Here is an 18,894-nt window from a genome sequence, read left to right on the forward strand (position 1 = left end):
TTGATGGGCAACTGGAGCGGCATGGGCAACTGGGGCGGCATGGGCCCCGGAATGGGGTGGGTGTTCCTGCTCTTGATGATCGCGGGCATCGCGGCGCTCGTCGTCCTGACGGTGCGGCTCGCGACCGGCGGTCTGAACCGCGGAGGCCACCGGCCACCGGAGCCGCGAGGCGGATCGGCGCGCGCCATTCTCGACGAGCGCTACGCGCGTGGCGAGATCGACCACGCTGAGTACGACGAGCGAGTCGCACGCCTGCGCGACGCTCCTTGATGGAGCCGATCACCCGCCGCCAGGCTCTGCTGCTGGGCGCCTGCGGCGCCGCGGGCGTGGTAGTCGGTGGGCTCGGGCTCAGCAGCACGGGTCTGCCCTGGACCTCGCCCGATGCAACGCCCTCCGGGCCGCTGGCCGAGCCGAGCTCGCTGCGAAGCCGCGGGGGCGTGCTCCGCACCGAGCTGGTCGCCGCGGAGCACGAGAACGAGATAGCCGGCCGCAGGGCGCTCGTGCTCGGCTACAACGGCAGCGTCCCGGCCTCGACGTGGCGCGTGCGCCCGGGCGACCGCATCGAGGTCCGCCTCGAGAACCGTCTTCGCGAGCCGACCAATCTCCACACGCATGGGCTCCACGTCTCCCCGACAGGGAACGGAGACAATCCCCTCATCAGCCTCGCACCCGGCGAGGTGTTCGACTACCGCTTCGACCTTCCTCCCGACCACCCCAGCGGCGTGTTCTGGTATCACCCCCACCACCACGGCAACGTCGCCGATCAGATCTTCGGCGGCCTCTTCGGTGCCATCGTGGTCGAAGGCGACGCGCTCCCGGTCGCCCGCGAGCGGGTGCTCGTGATCTCGGACATCTCGTTCGCCGGCGGAGCCGTCGCTGCCGCTTCGGAGGCAGATCGCATGATGGGCCGGGAGGGCGACTTCCTGATGGTCAACGGTCAACTGCTGCCCGAGATCGTCGCGCGGCCGCGGGAGCGGGAGCGCTGGCGGATCGTCAATGCCTGCACGGCGCGCTACCTCCGACTCGCGCTGCCTGGTCAGCGGCTGGAGCTCCTGGGCATCGACTCCGGGCACGAACCGCGGCCCCGCGCCGTCGATGAGGTCCTGCTGGCTCCCGGCAACAGGGCGGATCTCCTGGTGACGATGCAGGCCGGAAGTGCCCAGCTGCGCACACTCGGCTACGACCGGGGCGCCGCCATGATGGGCGGGATGATGGCCGGCGGGGGCAGCTCCTCCGGCCCGGCGCTGCTCGCCTTCGTCGAAGTTCGCGGGCCCGACGCCGCGGTGCTGCCCGCCGTGCCCCCGCGCGCGCCCGACGCCGACCTGCGCTCCCGCACTCCCGACGCGCTGCGCGAGATCTCCTTCACCATGACCATGGGGATGGGCATGCCGCAGCAGGGCGGGATGATGGCCCTGGGTTTCGACGGGCGCGCATTCGACGCGGGGCGCATCGATCAGCGCGTCGGCGCGGAGACCGTGGAGGAGTGGACGATCCGCAACCCCACGCCGATGGATCATCCGTTCCACCTGCACGTCTGGCCGATGCAGCTGATCCAGGTGAACGGATCGGCGATCGACGGCACCCAGTGGCGGGACGTCGTGAACGTCCCGGCTCAGGGCTCGGTCGTGGTGCGCATCGACTTCGCACGGTTCACGGGCCTCACGGTCTACCACTGCCACATCCTCGATCACGAGGACCTAGGGATGATGGGAACGGTCAAGGCTGCATGAGCGGCGGCCAGCTGCTGGACACCGAGGTTCGCTACCTCACCGAAGACGACGAGTCGATCGATAGCCGGAGCGTTCGACCAGTTCAAGTCCGGTGGGCGACGGACCTAATTTCGTCCCCACCCTCCAATCAGTCACTCGGGCGTGCAATCCGCGCCTTCTTCGTTACCCGACGACGGACGCGGGCACTTCAGCACACATCCCCTGCAAGCTGACGCCCGAGCAGGCCGAACGGGTGCGCGAGCGCTACGTCGCAAGGGCTGTCTGCTGTCGATGCCGCGCGGTGAGATAGAGCCGGTGCGCGGTGATGACGACCGCGAGCCAGCCCACTCCCAACATCCATGCGACGAGCACGTCGGTGAACCAGTGGTGGCCGAGGTAGATGCGGCTGATGCCGATGCTGACGGCGAACACCACGGCCACGGCGATGGTCGCGACCTGGACGACACGGCTCGACTGCCGCAGGAGCAGCATGTAGGCGATCGCGCCCGCAATCGCTGTGGCGTTGAGCGTGTGCCCACTTGGGAACGAGGGCGAATGCTCGAACGGTGGCACGGCGTCGTTGAACCCGGGCCGCACCCGCGCGACGAGTCCCTTGCCGACGACCGTCATCAGCAGCGATCCCACGCCCGCGGCCCCGATGATCAGAACCGGCGCCCAGTTGCGGCGACGCAGCGTCAGCACGACGATGGCGAGCACGGCGATGATCGGCATCACGATCACGCCGCCGATGTTCGTGTACCACGTCACCGCCGTATCGAGCCACGGCGACCTAACCGTCACGAACGCCGCGAGCACCGGACGGTCCAAGCCTGCGACGCCGTCGGATTCTGTCACCGCGTCGTAGACCCAGGCCGCCGCGAGCGTCGCGAGCGCTGCGACCACCGCGCCGACCGCCAGGATGAGGACGAGAGCCGCGTGAGGCCCGAGCAGCTCGCTCAGGCGGTGGACCATCAAAGCGCCGACCCGGCCGGCGCGCGACGGCCAACGGGTCAGATCCTTCGTGCCCAGGTGGCGCTCGACCTCGACTTCCGCGTCGGGACCCGTCTGCTTCGGGTCCTCGCGATCCCGCTGCATCGATGCTCCTGTCCGCCGGCCTGGAGCGATCCTGGCACGGCGTTCCCGATCGAGCACGCCTGCGGCGCTCGCACCTGAGAGCGCTCTCAGGTGGTCTCAGAGTCGCCACAGTGCCGGACCGGGAGTCTCATCACATCGACTCGATCACAGGGTCGGCCCGGACCGGCAAGGGTTCGGAAACCGAACAGGAGCACACCATGAAGAACCTCAAGAAGAAGGCAGCCGTGACCGGCATCATCGCCACGACGCTCGCCTTCGGTGGAGCCGGCCTCGCCATGGCGGCGAACCCCGACAGCACGCAGCCGTCGTCCTCGGCGACCGACGAGCAGGAACCGTCGTACACGGGCACCGTGCAGGCGCCGCAGGACGCGACCTCCCCCGACGGCACCGACACGGAGCTGTCCGAGGCCGACGAGGCCGCGAGCCTGCAGAGCCTCGCCACGGTCACGCCCGAGGAGGCGACGGCAGCAGCGCTCGCAGCGGTGCCCGGCACCGCCGGCGACGCGACGCTCGAGGACGAGAACGGCTACGTCGTCTACGAGGTCCAGGTGACCGCGGCCGACGGCTCCGTGATCGAGGTCAAGGTCGACGCCGGCGACGCGAGCGTGCTCGCGCAGGAGGCTGACGAGCCCGAGTGCACCGACGAGGCCACCGAGAACGGCACCGAGCAGCAGGACGAGACGGGCGAGAACGGCGCCGAAGACCCCAACACCTGACCCCCGACCACCGCCGGCGGAGCAACGCGCTCCGCCGGCGCTGTCGCACGCTCAGCGTCAGTCCGATGAATCAGGAGAATCACACGTGCCCGACGTCTTCCTCGCAGGCCTGCTCGACCCGGTCTCGCTCCTCACCGGAGCAGGGCCGTGGGTGCTGCTCGCCCTCGCCGCCATCATCTTCGTCGAGACGGGACTGCTGTTCCCCTTCCTGCCGGGCGACAGCCTGCTGTTCGCCGCCGGACTGCTGAGCCCGCAGCTCGGCCTTCCCATCCCGCTCGTGCTGGTCGTCGCGGCGGCCGCAGCCATTGCCGGCGATCAGATCGGCTACCTGCTGGGTCGGCGCTACGGTCGGCGGCTGTTCTCGCCTGACGCGAGGATCCTCAAGTCCTCATATCTCGAGCAGGCGGACGCGTTCTTCCTCAAGCACGGCGCGAGAGCGCTCGTGCTGGCTCGCTTCGTGCCGATCGCGCGCACCTTCGTTCCACCGGTCGTGGGAATGTCCCGCCTGCCGTACCGCACCTTCGTCCTCTGGAACGTGCTCGGGGCGGTCGCGTGGGTCGCGATCGCCGTGCTCGCCGGGCGGTGGCTCGGCGGCGTGCCGCGGGTCGCGCACAACGTCGACGCCATCGCCCTTGCGGTCGTCGCGATCTCTGTCGTCCCGCTGGTGATCGAGGTGGTGCGCGCTCGCCGAGCGGCACGCCTGCGCGACGCGGACTGAACGACCACGGGAGTGGAGCGCGGCAGTCACAATGGAACGCATGCGGGTGCTGCTTGTGGAGGACGAACGACGGCTGGCCGAGGCGGTCCGACACGGGCTGATCGCCGAGGCGTTCAGCGTCGACTGGGCCGACAACGGCATCGACGGACTGTGGAAGGCCAAGGAGCAGCAGTACGACGTCGTGGTGCTGGACATCATGCTGCCGGGCCTCAACGGCTACAAGGTGTGCGAGGGCATGCGCGCAGCCGGCATCTGGACGCCCGTGCTGATGCTGACGGCGAAGGACGGAGAATACGACCAGGCGGATGCCTTCGACCTGGGTGCCGACGACTACCTGATCAAGCCGTGCTCGTTCATCGTGCTCGTCGCGAGGCTGCGAGCGCTCGTGCGCCGCGGCGCGCCGGAGCGGCCGGTCGCGCTCAGCGTGGGCGACCTTTCGCTGGATCCGGTGCGCCACCGCGTCGAGCGCGGCGGGACGGAGATCGCGCTCACACCGCGGGAGTTCGGGCTGCTCGAGTTCTTGATGCGGCACCCCGGCGAGGTCGCCACGAAGACGCAGATCGTGGAGGCGGTCTGGGACGCGGCCTACGAGGGCGACCACAACGTGGTGGAGGTCTACATCGGCTACCTGAGGAAGAAGATTGACCAGCCGTTCGGACGCACATCGATCAGGACGGTGCGCGGTGTCGGCTATCGACTCATAGCTCGGGACTGACCTCTCGAGTCCGGGTCCGTCCGCGTCGTCACGCCCGGCGTCACGCCTCGCGCTGCCGCGGCAGCGTGACGCGCAGCGCAGCTCCGGTGCCGCTGTCGACGACCTCGACCTTGCCGCCGTGAGCGAGCACGATCTCCTTGACGATCGCGAGGCCGAGTCCGGTGCCGCCCTCGTCGCGGGCCCTGCTCTCGTCCAGCCGCACGAAGCGGTCGAACACGCGCTCCCGGTCGGCGGCGGGGATGCCCGGCCCGTCGTCGCGCACTTCGATGACGGCAATGCCGTCCTCGGCTCGCACACTCAGCGCCACCACCTCGCGCGCGTGCCGCACGGCATTGTCGACGAGGTTCCGGACGGCCTGGGCCAGCTGAGGCGACGACCCAGAGACGCGCACCGCCTCGATCCTCGCCTCGACCGTCAAGGCGGTGGTGGAGCGGATGCGGTCGCGCTCGGCCGCGAGCAGATCGTCGAGGTCGACGTCATGCTGCTCTCGGGCGAGCCCCCGCTCGTCAGCTCGGGCGAGCAGCAGCAGCCCGTTCACGAGCCGCTCCATCCGTGTCGCCTCCTCGACGAAAGCCTCCGCGGCGGTCCCAGAGAGCGCCCCGTCGGGATGGGCGACGACCGTCTCCCCCATCGCCTTGATCGTGGCGATCGGGCTGCGCAGCTCGTGGCTGGCGTCGGCGACGAACCGCCGCTGCGAGAGCTGAGCCGCCTCCAGCCGCCCCAGCATCCCATTCATCGTCACGGCCAGCCGGCCGATCTCGTCCTGCGCCGCGGGGACGGGCACGCGCTCGGTCAACTGCCGTCCGCCGATCGCGGCCACCTTCGCACGGATGGCCTCCACCGGCTGCAGCGAGCGACCAACGAGCCAGTACGTCGAGACAGCGACGACGAGCACAAGGATGGGGTAGCCGATCGCCAGCAGCGGCAGCACTGCGGCCGTGCTCTCGTCCACCGACTCGAGCGACTGCGCGACGAGGACGGTGTACGTCCCGGTCGGCGTCCCGATGGCGGCGCGCGCGACTCGGTACGCCTCTTCCTCCTCCACCGGCAGCGTCGCATCGTCCCAGACGATCCCGTCGGCGGGGTCGAGGGGCTGGCCGAGCGCAGGCTCACCTTCCAGGTCGGCCGACTGGCTCGCCACGTCGCCGTCGGCGGTGAGGATCTGCACCACCGTGCCCTGGCGCGACGCGCTCTGCGCGGTCGACCCTAGCGACCGCGCCAGCGCGTCGGCGCTCGTTCCAGCCGGGATCGCCTCGAGCTCGACGAAGACCTCCTCGACGCGGTCCTGCACCGACGCCTCGACACTCGCGCTCAACGAGCGCCGCAGCAGCAGTACGAGCGCCGCCGAACCCAGCGCGAGCGCGACGGCGACGATGATGGTGGCGGCCAGCGCTGCTCGGGCTCGAACCCCGATGACGCCGCGCAGCGGCTCCGGCGCGCGAGACGAGCTCGTGCTGGTGCCGTGATTCATCGCTCCGCCCTTGCCATGGCCGAACGATATCCCAGCCGATTCAGCGGTGTGCTCGCGCCTGAGAGCGCTCTCAGGTGGCCAGGTCGGCCCGGATCGGCAGCGGTCCGCCGTGCCGCTCAGCCAATGGACGCGGGCACCTCGTAGTCGGTTGCGGCTAGGTCCAGCTCATCCGGTCCCGGATCGGCGTCGACGATCGAGACGGCGCTCGGACGTCAGACTGCTGAACCTGGGCGATGCTCATAGCCACGTCCTTCGCCTCCGGTGCGCTGAAACGGGCGCGCCAGACCTGCGCATCCACGGCGAGGCGCACCACCGCTCCATCGCGTTCGGCGAGCGGCTCAACAGCTCCGAGGCGAGCCAGGATGCGGCCCATCACCGGATCGTTGGGTTCGACGAGCATAGACCGCGCCATTCGCGCCGTTCGTTCGTCGGTCGCCAGTTCACTCAAGCTCGGCATCGTCGGTTCCTCTCGGCGTTCGTCACCGACGACGTGCGCCGACAGCCCTGGGGGATCAGCGGCGCGGAGGTGCGTTATGAACCGTCGCTGGCGTCGTCCACGATGAGCCCAGCCTCGACCAGCGCCGCTCGCACCGCCTTGCGGTCTACGCCCATCCGGCGACCGATCGCCCGCATCGAGACACCCGCCCGCGTGAGCCGCACGGACTCCGCCTTCTCGTCGAGGCCCAGCCCCGGTCGACGACTCGGCACGTTCCGGCGCCGGAGGTGGGAGAACACCGTGGCACGATGGATTCCGTACCGCTCCGCGAGGTGCTTGACGCCCATCCCGGCCAGGTAGTCGCCGATGAGAGCGTCGACCTCAGCAGCGGTCAGAAAAGTTTGAGCCGTCTCGACAGTCCTTACGACTGGCCCCCGATCGTCCCTCGGAGCGCTACTCAGGGGACGCCGCGAGACCTCGTACACACCACGATTCATGCGGTTGACTAGGGTCTTCGTCTTCGGGGAGGAGTTGCCGAACGTGCTACCCAGGCACCCGTATTGCTGGTTCGTCGCACGAGTCGAGACGCACCAGGTCGAAGGCCCCGCTCCGGCGGGGCCTTCGTCATTCCCGCACAGCGTCATTCCCGAACGGTCATTCCCGAACGGCGTCATTCCCGTACGACGTCGCCGGGGCGCTTGTCGGGTCGCCAGCCGCGCCAGACCGCGTGCCGCAGGCGGTCGCCGCCCGTCCACCCGGTGAGCGACACCTCGGCCACCCGCTCCGGCCGCACCCAGTGCGCACCGGCCGCGTCCTCGGCGGGAACGTCGAGGAACGGGCTCGGCGAGGCCGCGAGCGGCTCGAGCGCCGCGAGGATGCGTCGCCGCTCCGCCGCCGAGAACCCCGTGCCGACCCGGCCGACGTAGCGCAGACCCTCCGGGCCGGGCACCCCGAGCAGCAGCGCCCCGAGGTCGTCGCGCCGCTCGCCCTCGCCCGCGCGCCAGCCGCCCACGACCACCTCCTGCGCGCGCTCGTGGCGCAGCTTCACCCAGTCCGGCGAGCGCCGCCCCGGCCGGTACGGGCTCGCGCGCCACTTCGCCACGACGCCCTCGAGGCCGAGCTCGAGGCTCGTCGCCATCGCTTCGTCGAGCGAGGTGCCGACCGAGGGCGGCACACTCACCGCCCCGCCCGAGGCGACGAGCTGCTCGAGCAGCGCGCGCCGGTCGTCGTACGGCAGCGCGACCACGCGCTCGCCGCCCGCGGTGAGCACGTCGAAGAGCAGCAGCTGCACGGGCACCGCGCGCCGGGCGAGCGCCACGTCCTTCGGCTTCGTCGCCCCCATCCGCCGCTGCAGCAGCGAGAAGTCCGGGCGCCCCTCCGCGTCAAGGGCGACGATCTCACCGTCGAGCACGACGGGGCCGCCATCGCGCACGCTCCCCTCGACGCGGTCGACGAGCACGGCGAGCTCCGGGTACGAGGCCGTCAGGTCGATCCCGTTGCGGCTGCGCAGCTCGAGCGCGCCCCCGGCGACGGTCGCGATCGCGCGGATGCCGTCCCACTTCATCTCCATCGCCCATCCCCCGCCCTCGCCGGCGGGCCCGTCCTCGTCCCCCGCCGCCGGGTCGTGCCGAGTCGCGAGCATCGGGGCGTCGGCGTCGTCCGCGGCCCGACCGGTGCGCGCCGAGCCGCCGAGCACCCGGCGTCCCGAGCGGCGCGGCGGCAGTCCGCTCGGCGGCGCGGTCGCGGCGCCCTCGTCCATGAGGTGGATGATCCAGTTCTCGCCCGTGCGGATGAGCGCGTAGCGCCGCACGCCCCGGCCGCCGTGCAGCACGACGATGACCTCCTCGCCGTCGCGCCATTTCTCGAGCTCGTACGTGCCGGCGTCCCAGATCGTCACCTCGCCGGCGCCGTACTCGCCCTTCGGGATCGTGCCGGCGAAGCTCGCGTACTCGAGCGGGTGGTCCTCGGTGGGCACGGCCAGGCGGTTCGCCGCGGGGTCGGTCGGCACGCCGCGCGGCAGGGCCCAACTCACGAGCACGCCCTCGTGCTCGAGGCGGAAGTCGAGGTGCCACGACCGCGCGTGGTGCTCCTGGATCACGAACCGCCGGCCGTCCGTGCGCGGGGGCGGGATGCTCGGCACGGGCTCGGGCGTGCGCCGGGCATCCCGCATCGAGCGGTACGTCGCCAGCCGATCGCCCGTACCGGCGTCGCCCGACCCCGCGCCCCCGGGCCGGAGCCCCGCGAGCAGATCCCCGTCCCGCGCGACCCGCTCGAGCACCTCGGTGAACGTCAGCTGCGCGAGCCCCGGCTCGTCGAGCTCGGCCCAGCTTCGGGGCGCCGCGACGAAGGGCCGCAGCGTGCCGCGCAACGAGTACGGCGCGATCGTGGTCTTCGCCGCGCTGTTCTGGCTCCAGTCGACGAGCACGCGCCCCTCGCGCAGCGTCTTCGCCATGCGGCTGACGACGAGCTCGGGCAGGTCGGCCTCGAGCGCGCGGGCGAGCTCGTGCGCGACGGCCGAGACCTCCTCCGAGGTGCGCTCGCCGTCGAGCGCGCTGTACAGGTGGATGCCCTTGCTGCCGCTCGTCACGGGCACCGGGTCGAGACCCGCCCCTCGCAGGTACTCGCGGGCGCGGCGGGCGATCTCGGCGCACTCGGCGAGCCCCGTGCCGGGCCCGGGGTCGAGGTCGAGCACGAGCCGGTCGGGGTTTCCCGGCCGGCCGTCCGCGTCGAGGCGCCACTGCGGCACGTGCAGCTCGAGCGCCGCGGTCTGCGCGGCCCAGGCGAGCGCCGCGGGCTCCTGCAGCAGCGCGTACACCGCATCGCCCGTCCGCTGCGGCAGCACGGCCCGCTCGATCCACTCGGGCGTCGAGGCGTCGAGCTTCTTCTGGAAGAAGACCGCACCCGGATGCTCGGCCGTGCCGACGCCGTCGACCCAGCGCTTGCGCGTCACGGGCCGGCCGCGCAGGTGCGGCAGCATGACGGGCGCGATCGTGGCGATGTACTCGAGCACCTCCGCCTTCGTCGTGCCGGTCTCGGGGTACAGCACCTTGTCGAGGTTCGTGAGCGCGAGACGGCGGCCGTCGATCGTGACGGGGCGAGCGCGCGAGCCGGGCATCCCCCCATCGTGGTCGGGAACCGTTCGGACGACCACCCGCTTGCGCAAGGGGGTACCGGTGTGCCCGCCGCGGCGGGACGATGAGGCATGCGATCCATCTGGAAAGGCGCGATCACCTTCGGCCTCGTCAACGTGCCCGTGAAGGTCTACAGCGCGACCGAGGACCACGACCTGCCGCTGCATCAGGTGCACGACAAGGACGGCGGGCGCATCCGGTACCAGCGGCGGTGCGAGATCTGCGGCGCCATCGTCCAGTACGCCGACATCGACAAGGCCTTCGACGACGGCGACCGCACGGTCGTGCTCACCGATGACGACCTCGCGACGCTGCCCTCGGAGCGCAGCAAGGAGATCGACGTCGTCGAGTTCGTGCCGACCGCGCAGATCGACCCGATCATGCTCGACCGCAGCTACTTCCTCGAGCCCGACTCGTCCTCCCCCAAGGCCTACGTGCTGCTGCGCCGCACCCTCGAGGAGACCGACCGCACGGCGATCGTGCTGTTCTCGCTGCGGCAGAAGACCCGCCTCGCCGCCCTGCGGGTGCGCGGCGACGTGCTCATGCTGCAGACGCTGCTCTGGGACGATGAGGTGCGCGAGGCGCGGTTCCCCTCCCTCGACGCCCCGGTGCGCATCGGCGCGAAGGAGCTGGAGATGAGCCGCTCGCTCATCGACAGCTTCGCCGCCGACTTCAGCCCCGAGAACTTCACCGACGAGTACCAGGAGCAGCTGCGCACCCTCATCGAGGCGAAGCTCGAGCAGGGCGACGCGCTCAGCACCGCCGAGACCTTCGGCGAGGACGAGGAGGACGGCGAGAAGGAGGGCGAGGGTGGCGAGGTGCTGAGCCTCATGGATGCTCTCAAGCGCAGCATCGCCGAGAACCGGTCGAGCGCGAAGAAGCCGGCGGCCAATGAGTCGACCCCGACGAAGGCAGCCCCGACGAAGAAGCCCGCCGCGAAGAAGAAGGCGGCCTCGAAGAAGAAGGCGAGCTGAGCGGTGGGAGAATGATCGGATGGTCGCCCTCCCCGCCGTCCCCCTCCTCGACGAGGAGACGGAGGTGCGCCCGCTGCACGCCTCGGAGGTGCCGTGGCAGACGATCGTCTGGAACGACCCCGTCAACCTCATGAGCTACGTGGCGTGGGTGTTCCGCCGGCACTTCGGCATGGGCGAGACCGAGGCGGAGCGGGCGATGATGGCCGTGCACACCGAGGGCCGCGCCGTCGTCGCGCAGGGCAACCGCGAGGCCATGGAGCGCCACGTCGAGGCCATGCACGAGTACGGGCTCTGGGCGACGCTCGAGAAGGCGCCGCGATGAGGCGCTTCGAGCCGGCCGCCGCGCCCGGCACCGTCGAGGCGCTCGTCGATCAGGACGAGGCGCGCGTGCTGCGCTCGCTGGCCGAGCAGCTGGCCGGCCTGCTGACCGAGGCGGGCGAGAGCGAGACGAGCCGCGACGCCGCCGTCGACCGCGTGCTGCCCGACGCCTACCGCGACGACGACGAGGCCGCCGAGGAGTGGCGCCGGCTCAGCCGCCGCGCCCTCGCCGATCGCAAGGCGACCTTCGCGCAGCGCATGGTCGACGACCTCGAGCGGGCCGCGACGAACCCGGGCATCCACACGATCGCCCTCGACACCGCCGGCGCCCTCGACTGGGTGCGCGCCGTCGCCGATCTGCGCCTCGTGCTCGCCGAGCGGATGGGGATCCGCGAGGAGGGCGACGAGCCCAGCGGCGCGCTCGAGGGCGGCGCCGAGCTCTACGACTGGCTCGCCTGGATGCAGGACGACCTCGTGCGGGTGCTGACCCTGCTCGAGGAGGCACAGTGAGCGAGGGGCACCCGCCGGAGCGCCTCGACGCCGAGGCCTTCGAGGCGCTCGTCGTCGCCGAGCTCGACGACCTGCCCGATGAGATGGTCGAGGGGCTCGACAACGTCGTCTTCGTCGTCGAGGACCGCCCCGAGGACGGCTCGCTCGACCTGCTCGGGCTCTACGAGGGCACGGCCGTCACCGACCGCGGCCAGTACGGCTTCGGCGAGCTGCCCGACCGCATCATCCTGTACCGCGAGCCGCTGCTCGCCACCGCCGAGGGCGATCGGCAGGAGCTGCTCGACCAGATCCACGTGACGCTCGTGCACGAGATCGCCCACTACTACGGGATCGACGACGCCGAGCTGCACCGCCTCGGCTGGGGCTGACGGCGCGGCAGCCCCGCCCGCCCGGGCTCGCCGCTTAGCATCGCTCGCATGCGACGGGGGCAGCGGGTGAGGAAGACCATCAGCGGGATGCTCGCCCTCGCGGTCGTGCTCGTCACCGTCTGGGCGGCCGGCGCGCTGCTGAGCCCCGTGCCGGTGCTCGAGGCGCGCGAGCAGCCGCCCTCGCTCGACGCCGTGGGCGTGGATCCCGCCGCCCTCGCCCTGCCCGCCGCCGGGTCGAGCGCCGTGATCGCGGGATCGGGCGATCCCGTCTCCGCCGGCGACCCCGCGGCGCGCCCCATCGCCGGCCTCGCGAAGGTGGTGCTCGCGCACGTCGTGCTCGACGCCGCGCCCCTCGAGCCCGGCTCGCTCGGGCCGACGACGGCCATCGACGCCGACGACGTCACCCGCTTGCGGGCCCTGCAGGCCTCCTCCGTGCGCACCGTTCCGGTCGTCGCCGGTCAGGCGTGGACCCAGTACGACCTGCTCGCGGCCTCCGTCATCGGGTCGGGCAACAACACGGCCGAGGTGCTCGCCGCCGCGGTGTTCGGCACGGTCGACGGCTACCTGCTCGCCGCCGCCGAGTGGCTCGCCGAGAACGGCCTCGACGACACCGTCGTCGTCGACGCGACCGGCATCGGCAGCGGCAACGTCGGCACGGCCGCCGACATGGCCCGCCTCGCGCAGCTGACGGTCGCCGACCCCGTGCTGCTCGACCTGCTGGTGACGCGGCCGACCGCCTCGTCCTCGGTCGGCACCTGGAGCGACAACGCGGCCTTCCCCGGCGGCACGGGCGCGCTCGGCGCGGCGACGACGTACACCGATGCGGCGGGCGTCTGCACGCTGCTCGTCGTGCCCGTCGGCGAGACCTACGCCGGCCTCGCCCTCCTCGGCCAGCCCGACTACCCGACCGCCGAGGCCGGCGTCGCCGGCGTGCTGCCCGGGCTCGCGACGGCGCTGCAGCCGCTGACGATCATCGAGGCGGGCGACGCGGTCGGCGAGCTCGTCGCCGACTGGGGCCAGCGCACCGACCTCGTCGCGACCGAGCCGGTGACGATCATCGCCCTCGACGCCTCGGGCGTGCAGCTCGACTACGTGCTCGACGAGCGCCGCACGGCGCTGCGCGGCACGACGATGGGCCGGCTCACCGTGACGACGCCGACGAGCGAGCAGACGATCCGGCTCGAGACGGCGACGACGATCACCGAGCCGGGCGTCGCCTGGCGCTTCGCCGACCCGTTCACCGTGCTCGACCGCTGGCTCGGCGAGTCGGGCTGAGCCGGCGCGGTCGGGCGGGCGCGGTCGGACCGCCGCGGTCAGGCGAGCGCGGCCCCGTCGACGATCTCGTCGGCCCAGCGGCGCGGGTCGTGCAGAGCCGCGTGGCGCTCCTCCTGCGCGGCCCAGCGCTGCCAGTGCGGGCGGAAGGCCTCGCCGTCGCGGGCGAGGGCGCGCTCCCGGCGCCGGGCGTCGTCGAGCTCGACCCAGACGCCGCGATCGGCGAGGGCCCGGGCGGCGGCGCTGAGCGCGCCGCATCCCTCGACGACGAGCGGGCGCCGGGCATCCACCGCCACCCAGTCGGCCGGGCGCCCGGCGGCCCAGTCCCAGCGGCGGTAGCGCGCGGGCTCACCCGCGGCGAAGCGGCGCAGCACGTGCTCGAGCACGTGCGCCTCGGCGGCCTCGAGCCCGTCCCAGCCGGGGTAGACGTCGTCGAGGCTCAGCAGCGTCGCGCCCTCGGCGGCGGCGAGCGCGGTGGCCCAGGTGGTCTTGCCCGAGCCCGAGCGGCCGTCGACGAGGGTGACGCGCGGGCGCTCCGGGGTCGGCGACGCGGGCGTGGGATGCTCGGCCGCGGTCTCAGCGCAGCACACTCGTGAACTCCCCCGTGACGACGGCCGCGGTGACCGCGAGGGCCGAGACGAGCATCCCGACGACGACGACCGCGGAGTCGGTGCGCGTCCACGGCGAGGGCCGCGTCCACGTGCGGGGAGCGTCGGCGCCGAAGCCGCGCGCCTCCATGCCGATCGCGAGGGCCGAGCCGCGGCGGATCGACAGCACGAGCAGCGAGAACACGAGCCCGGCGGCGCGGCGCACCCGGCGGCGGTCGCCGATGCCGCGCGCGCGGCGGGCCCGCTCGAGCGTGCGGGCGTCGGAGCGCAGCAGCCCCACGAGGCGCAGGGCCGCGACGGCGCCGAGCACGAAGCGCGCGGGCAGCCGCAGGTTCTGGCCGAGCGCGTCGCCCAGCCGCGTCGCGTCGGGCCGGGAGAACAGCGCGATCGCGGGCAGGCCGATGGCGAGCACGCGCAGGAACGTCGCGAGGGCGAGCTCGATCGAGCCGTCGCTGATGCGCACGAAGAGGAACTCGGCGTGCACGGTGCCCGAGACCTGGCCGTAGAGCAGGATCGTCAGCGCCGTGAAGGGCGCCGCGACGAGCACGGGGATGAAGCGCCGCAGCAGCGTGCGCGCCGGCACGCCGAGCAGCGGCATGAGCAGCAGCTGCAGCGCGAGGGCGGTGCCGGCCGAGACGACGTCGATCGTGCTGATGAGCACGAGGGCGGGCAGCAGGGCCGCGGCGAGACCCGCGGCGGGGTTGAGGCGCGCGGCGAGGGCGGGGCGGCGGGGCGCGGGTGCGGCGGGGGCGGGGTCGACGGACTCGGCCGCTGCCGGCGCGGGATGCCCGCCCACGGGCTCGGCGACCGGCTCGCGCGCGGGCATCCGCACCTCGCGGGCGCCGAGCGCGGTGACGAGCGCGCGGTCGTGCGTGGCCATGACGACCGCTCCCCCGCCGTCGCGGTGCGCGGCGAGGAGGGCGGCGAGCTCGGCCCAGGTGCGGGAGTCCTGCCCGAAGCTCGGCTCGTCGAGCAGCAGCACGGGCGGCGCGGTGGCGAGGGCCGTCGCGACGGAGAGCCGGCGCTGCTCGCCGCCGCTCAGCGAGTACGGGCTGGACGCGGCGAGGTGCCGCAGCCGCAGGGGGTCGAGCAGCGCGTCGACGTCGTCGGCGACGCGCTGCGGCTCGCGGCCGAGGGCGGTGGGCCCCACGGCGAGCTCCTCGCGCACGGTCGGCGCGACGAACTGGTGCTCGGGGTTCTGGAACACGACGCCGAGCCGGGCGACGAGCTCGGCCGAGCGCCAGGTCGCGGGGTCGCTCGCGGCGGAGCCCTCGCCGTCCTCCGCCGCCGCGACCGCGCCCTCCGCGGCCGGCAGCAGCCCGGCGAGGGTCAGCAGCAGCGTGCTCTTGCCCGAGCCGTTCGGCCCGGTGAGCGCGACGACCTCGCCCGCCCGCAGGTCGAGGTCGATGCCGCGGGCGACGACCTCGCCGCCGGCGGGGCGCACGGCGAGGTCGCGAGCGGCGAGCAGGGCATCCCCCGCCGGCCTCGATGCGGGGGCGGGATGCGCGGGCTCGCGCCCGGGAACCCACACGCCGCGCGCCGCCAGCGCCGCGCCCCGCGCCTCGAGCACCTCGGCGGTCGGGCCGTCGGCGACGACCCGCCCGCCCTCGAGCACCACGACCCGGTCGACGAGGGGCGCCCACACGTCGACGCGGTGCTCGACGACGAGGAGCGTCATCGAGCGGTCGGCGACGAGCGCGGCGACGGCCCGCGCGACCTCGCCGACGCCCTCGGGGTCGAGCTGCGCCGTGGGCTCGTCGAGCAGCAGGGCGCCGGGGTGCATGGCGAGCACGCCCGCGAGCGCGAGCCGCTGCTTCTGCCCCCCGGAGAGGCGGGAGGTGTCGTGGTCGAGGGCGAGGTCGGCGAGGCCCACCGCGGCGAGCGCCGCGGGAACCCGACGCGCGATCTCCTCCGCCGGCACCCCGAGGTTCTCGGGCCCGAAGGCGACGTCGTCGCCCGCGCGGGCGAGCACGAGCTGCGCGTCGGGATCCTGCAGCAGCAGCCCGACCCGGCCGCGCGCGGCACCGGGCTCGACGCCGTCGACGGTCAGGGCTCCGGCCTGGAGGCCCTCGTCGTCACCGCCCAGCACCCCGGCCCACGCCTGCAGCAGGGTCGACTTGCCGCTGCCCGAGGCGCCGAGCAGCAGCACGCGCTCGCCGGGATGCACCCGCAGGTCGACCCCGTCGAGCACGGGGGCGTCGCGGCCCGCGGGGGTCCAGCTCCACGCCTCGGCGGCGAGGGACGCCGCACCGCGCCCGGGGGCGGGTGCGGCATCCCTCGCGCCGGTCACGAGCGGGAGCCCGCCCGCCGGGGCGGTGTCAGGATGCGGCACGCGACCCCAGCTCGCGGCCCGCCGCGAAGCGGTTGAGCGCGCCCGTGCGGGCGAGCCCGCGCATGAGCAGCCACGAGCCGAGCCCGGCGAACAGCAGCCCCGAGATGACGCCGCAGACCGCGTAGACGGCCATGAACTCGGGCGCCGCCCCCGCGTACCAGACGGTCAGGTCGAGGGCGACCATCGCGACGCCCGCGCCCGCCCCGGCGAGCAAGGCCGGGATGAGGCCCCACGCGCGGTACAGGAAGAACGCGAGCACGAGCTCGGCGCCGAGGCCCTGGATGAGGCCGGAGAGCAGCGTCAGCGGGCCCCACTCGGTGCCGATGAGCGCCGAGACGGAGGCCGCGACGATCTCGCCGTAGAGCGCCGCGCCGGGCTTGCGCACGACGAGCGCGACGAGCACGCCGGGGAACAGCCAGACGCCGTGGAACAGCGCCTGCAGGCCGGGCAGCGCCGCCTCGAAGGGGGTCGTGATGACGCTGTAGCCGACGGAGTTCCACAGGACGAAGACGAGGCCGCCGGCGACGGCGAGCACGCTCGCCACGACGATGTCGACCACGCGCCAGCGCAGGCTCGGCCGGCGGGGTGCGGTGGAGGCGGATGGGGATGCGGTGGTGACCATGATGCGCGTGCCTTTCGGTCGATGCACGCCGCGGATCGGCGTGCGACTGGGTCGGCACGGGTGCGAGAAGTCCTCCCTGCGCCGGCATGATCCGGATCAGGTTCGACGGTCGGAGCTTGGAGCAGCTCCCTCTCAGCCCGGCTCACCGGACTCCCGTGTACGTCAGCGAGTGTACGCCCCTCCGCCCGTAGGGTGGGGCGCATGCTCGACGTCTCCGACACCCGCCGCGCCTTCTCCGCCTACCTCGACCGCCTCATCGACGGGCTGACCGCACGGCCCGACGTCACGGGCCTCGTGCTCGCCGGCAGCACCGCCGATCGGGCCCGAGTCGACGAGTGGAGCGACCACGACTTCCTCGTCACCACGGTCAGCGAGCAGGCCGCCGAGACGATGCGCACCAACCTCGCCTGGCTGCCCGACGCCGAGACCCTGGTCATCGCCGTGCGCGAGGGCGCCCACGGCCTCAAGTGCGTCTACGAGAACGGGGCCGTGCTCGAGTTCGCCGTCTTCGCCCCCGGCGAGCTGCTGCTCGCCCACGCCAACGACTTCGAGGTCGCGCTCGACCGCGGGGGCATCGGCGCCGCCATGCGCGAGGTCGCCGCGAAGCCGAAGCCGCTCGGCAGCACCTCCCCCGAGGCCCATGCGCAGCTCTTCCTCGCCCACCTGCTCATCGGCGTGGGCCGGGCGCGGCGGGGCGAGCTGCTCAGCGCGGGCCAGTCGGTGCGATCCCACGCGCTCGGCAGCCTGCTCGCGCTGCACCGCCAGGTCGTGGTGGGCGGGGCGGATGCCCGGCTCGACGACCTCGACGCCTACCGGCGGCTCGAAACCGTGCATCCCGACTTCGCCGCTCTGCTCGAACGGGCGCTCGAGCGCGACCCCGAGCGCGCGGCCCGGAGCCTGCTCTACCTCGCGGTCACGAGCGGCGTCACCGGCTGGCGCGGCTGGCCCGTGGCCGCGGAGCGCGCGGTGCGCGAGCGGCTCGGCTGGCCCATGGATGCTCCGCAGGAGGAGCGTCGCCCCGCCCACTAGTCCGCAGCTCGCGCACCCCCGCGGCTCACTAGGATCAGCGCATGGACATCGTCTTCACCCCCGAGCTGCTCATCGCCTTCGGCACCCTGCTCGTGCTCGAGATCGTGCTCGGCATCGACAACGTCGTGTTCATCTCGATCCTCGCGGGCAAGCTGCCGCCCGAGCAGCAGAACAAGGCGCGCATCCTCGGCCTCAGCCTCGCGATGTTCCTGCGCATCGGCCTGCTCTTCGCGGCGAGCTGGGTGATCACGCTCACCGCCGACGTCTTCGAGCTGTTCGGCATGGGCTTCTCCGGCAAGGACATGATCCTCATCGCGGGCGGACTCTTCCTGCTCTACAAGGCCGTCACCGAGATCCACGAGCGGCTCGAGGGCGAGGAGCACCACACCGCCGGCGCCGGCAAGAAGGCCGCGACCTTCGGCGGCGTGATCGTGCAGATCCTGCTCATCGACCTCGTCTTCTCGATCGACTCGGTCATCACCGCCGTCGGCATGGTCGACGAGCTCTGGGTCATGGTCGCCGCGGTCGTCATCGCCGTGCTGATAATGCTCTTCACGGCCAAGGCCGTCAGCGACTTCGTCAACCGCCACCCCACGGTGAAGATGCTCGCCCTCGCCTTCCTCGTGCTCATCGGCGTCATGCTCATCGCCGAGGGCTTCGACTACAAGATCGACAAGGCGCTCATCTACGGCCCCATCGCCTTCGCGATCGGCGTCGAGGTGCTGAACCTGCTCGCCCGCCGCCGCGCCGCCGCGAAGCGCCCGGCGCCGGTCGAGCCCGTGCACCTGCGCCAGGGCACCATGAAGGTCGACGACGAGCGCGCGGTCGGTACCGCCCCCGCGGGCGCCGGCGACCACTCGATCTGACCGG

At 72.8% G+C, this 18,894-nt stretch carries 20 protein-coding genes and 1 riboswitch; of the genes, 12 read left to right on the forward strand and 8 right to left on the reverse strand.

Features of this window, described 5'->3' with window-relative positions:
* Positions 1-3 precede the first annotated feature (3 nt).
* Both HGB54_RS08920 and HGB54_RS08925 read left to right on the forward strand, forming a co-directional pair.
* Positions 4-270: an SHOCT domain-containing protein gene (locus tag HGB54_RS08920; protein ID WP_071645089.1), complete on the forward strand. Its 267-nt coding sequence runs from the start codon at positions 4-6 to the stop codon at positions 268-270.
* The gene (locus HGB54_RS08925) at positions 270-1,730 is read left to right on the forward strand and encodes a multicopper oxidase family protein (RefSeq protein ID WP_123046344.1); all 1,461 of its coding nucleotides are present in this window, start codon (positions 270-272) and stop codon (positions 1,728-1,730) included. The genes HGB54_RS08920 and HGB54_RS08925 overlap by 1 nt, the downstream gene beginning before the upstream one ends.
* Positions 1,731-1,973: 243 nt before the next feature.
* On the opposite strand, the gene HGB54_RS08930 is transcribed toward HGB54_RS08925, so the two are convergent.
* The gene (locus HGB54_RS08930; protein ID WP_033107199.1) at positions 1,974-2,804 is read right to left on the reverse strand and encodes a phosphatase PAP2 family protein; all 831 of its coding nucleotides are present in this window, start codon (positions 2,802-2,804) and stop codon (positions 1,974-1,976) included.
* 197 nt (positions 2,805-3,001) lie between these two features.
* On the opposite strand from HGB54_RS08930, the gene HGB54_RS08935 reads away from it, so the two are divergent.
* The 3 genes from HGB54_RS08935 to HGB54_RS08945 all read left to right on the forward strand — a co-directional run bounded on the left by HGB54_RS08935 (position 3,002) and on the right by HGB54_RS08945 (position 4,953).
* Positions 3,002-3,520 (forward strand): PepSY domain-containing protein, encoded by a 519-nt coding sequence (locus tag HGB54_RS08935; protein ID WP_016465076.1) that lies wholly within the window; start codon positions 3,002-3,004, stop codon positions 3,518-3,520.
* 85 nt (positions 3,521-3,605) lie between these two features.
* Complete coding sequence (locus tag HGB54_RS08940; RefSeq protein ID WP_016465075.1) at positions 3,606-4,238, forward strand: VTT domain-containing protein; 633 nt, start codon at positions 3,606-3,608, stop codon at positions 4,236-4,238.
* A 40-nt stretch (positions 4,239-4,278) separates the two neighbouring features.
* Positions 4,279-4,953 carry a response regulator transcription factor gene (locus HGB54_RS08945; RefSeq protein WP_033107200.1) on the forward strand — a complete coding sequence of 225 codons (675 nt, stop codon included), beginning with the start codon at positions 4,279-4,281 and terminating at the stop codon, positions 4,951-4,953.
* Between the two features lie 40 nt (positions 4,954-4,993).
* Here HGB54_RS08945 and HGB54_RS08950 read toward each other — a convergent pair whose 3' ends face one another.
* The 4 genes from HGB54_RS08950 to HGB54_RS08965 form a co-directional block, all read right to left on the reverse strand.
* The gene (locus HGB54_RS08950) at positions 4,994-6,424 is read right to left on the reverse strand and encodes a sensor histidine kinase (protein WP_123046345.1); all 1,431 of its coding nucleotides are present in this window, start codon (positions 6,422-6,424) and stop codon (positions 4,994-4,996) included.
* 154 nt (positions 6,425-6,578) lie between these two features.
* Entirely contained in the window at positions 6,579-6,881 is a 303-nt protein-coding gene (locus HGB54_RS12675; RefSeq protein ID WP_228545768.1) for a hypothetical protein, read from the reverse strand.
* Positions 6,882-6,955: 74 nt separating this feature from the next.
* A complete protein-coding gene (locus HGB54_RS12680; protein ID WP_228545769.1) occupies positions 6,956-7,345 on the reverse strand; it encodes a hypothetical protein in 390 nt (129 codons plus the stop codon).
* A 185-nt stretch (positions 7,346-7,530) separates the two neighbouring features.
* Positions 7,531-9,975: an ATP-dependent DNA ligase gene (locus HGB54_RS08965; RefSeq protein ID WP_168916118.1), complete on the reverse strand. Its 2,445-nt coding sequence runs from the start codon at positions 9,973-9,975 to the stop codon at positions 7,531-7,533.
* Positions 9,976-10,062: 87 nt separating this feature from the next.
* Between HGB54_RS08965 and ku the strand changes: the two genes are divergently transcribed.
* From ku to HGB54_RS08990, 5 genes are all read left to right on the forward strand, one after another.
* Positions 10,063-10,965, forward strand: a complete 903-nt coding sequence (ku, locus tag HGB54_RS08970) for a non-homologous end joining protein Ku (protein WP_168916119.1) — start codon at positions 10,063-10,065, stop codon at positions 10,963-10,965.
* A gap of 19 nt (positions 10,966-10,984) precedes the next feature.
* A complete protein-coding gene (gene clpS, locus HGB54_RS08975) occupies positions 10,985-11,287 on the forward strand; it encodes an ATP-dependent Clp protease adapter ClpS (protein ID WP_168916120.1) in 303 nt (100 codons plus the stop codon).
* Entirely contained in the window at positions 11,284-11,793 is a 510-nt protein-coding gene (locus HGB54_RS08980; protein ID WP_168916121.1) for a DUF2017 family protein, read from the forward strand. The genes clpS and HGB54_RS08980 overlap by 4 nt, the downstream gene beginning before the upstream one ends.
* Positions 11,794-11,876: 83 nt before the next feature.
* A complete protein-coding gene (locus tag HGB54_RS08985) occupies positions 11,877-12,161 on the forward strand; it encodes a metallopeptidase family protein (protein ID WP_168916915.1) in 285 nt (94 codons plus the stop codon).
* Between the two features lie 66 nt (positions 12,162-12,227).
* On the forward strand, positions 12,228-13,436 hold the full coding sequence (locus HGB54_RS08990) for a D-alanyl-D-alanine carboxypeptidase family protein (protein ID WP_168916122.1): 1,209 nt from the start codon (positions 12,228-12,230) through the stop codon (positions 13,434-13,436).
* 38 nt (positions 13,437-13,474) lie between these two features.
* Here the strand turns inward: HGB54_RS08990 and HGB54_RS08995 are convergent, their stop codons facing one another.
* Genes HGB54_RS08995 through HGB54_RS09005 form a run of 3 tightly spaced genes read right to left on the reverse strand, consistent with a single transcriptional unit; the run spans position 13,475 to position 16,995 of the window.
* Complete coding sequence (locus tag HGB54_RS08995) at positions 13,475-14,023, reverse strand: nucleoside/nucleotide kinase family protein (RefSeq protein WP_168916123.1); 549 nt, start codon at positions 14,021-14,023, stop codon at positions 13,475-13,477.
* Positions 14,010-16,331, reverse strand: a complete 2,322-nt coding sequence (locus HGB54_RS09000; RefSeq protein WP_228545770.1) for an ATP-binding cassette domain-containing protein — start codon at positions 16,329-16,331, stop codon at positions 14,010-14,012. Before HGB54_RS09000 ends, HGB54_RS08995 begins: the two co-directional genes overlap by 14 nt.
* A gap of 28 nt (positions 16,332-16,359) precedes the next feature.
* A complete protein-coding gene (locus tag HGB54_RS09005; RefSeq protein WP_168916125.1) occupies positions 16,360-16,995 on the reverse strand; it encodes an ECF transporter S component in 636 nt (211 codons plus the stop codon).
* 56 nt (positions 16,996-17,051) lie between these two features.
* A riboswitch (TPP riboswitch) is annotated at positions 17,052-17,162 on the reverse strand.
* Positions 17,163-17,196: 34 nt separating this feature from the next.
* On the opposite strand from HGB54_RS09005, the gene HGB54_RS09010 reads away from it, so the two are divergent.
* Positions 17,197-18,024, forward strand: a complete 828-nt coding sequence (locus HGB54_RS09010) for a hypothetical protein (RefSeq protein WP_168916126.1) — start codon at positions 17,197-17,199, stop codon at positions 18,022-18,024.
* A 41-nt stretch (positions 18,025-18,065) separates the two neighbouring features.
* Positions 18,066-18,890 (forward strand): TerC family protein, encoded by an 825-nt coding sequence (locus HGB54_RS09015; protein ID WP_168916127.1) that lies wholly within the window; start codon positions 18,066-18,068, stop codon positions 18,888-18,890.
* The last annotated feature ends 4 nt before the right edge of the window (positions 18,891-18,894 follow it).

Source organism: Microcella flavibacter (assembly GCF_012530535.1).
GTDB classification, from domain to species: Bacteria; Actinomycetota; Actinomycetes; order Actinomycetales; family Microbacteriaceae; genus Microcella; species Microcella flavibacter.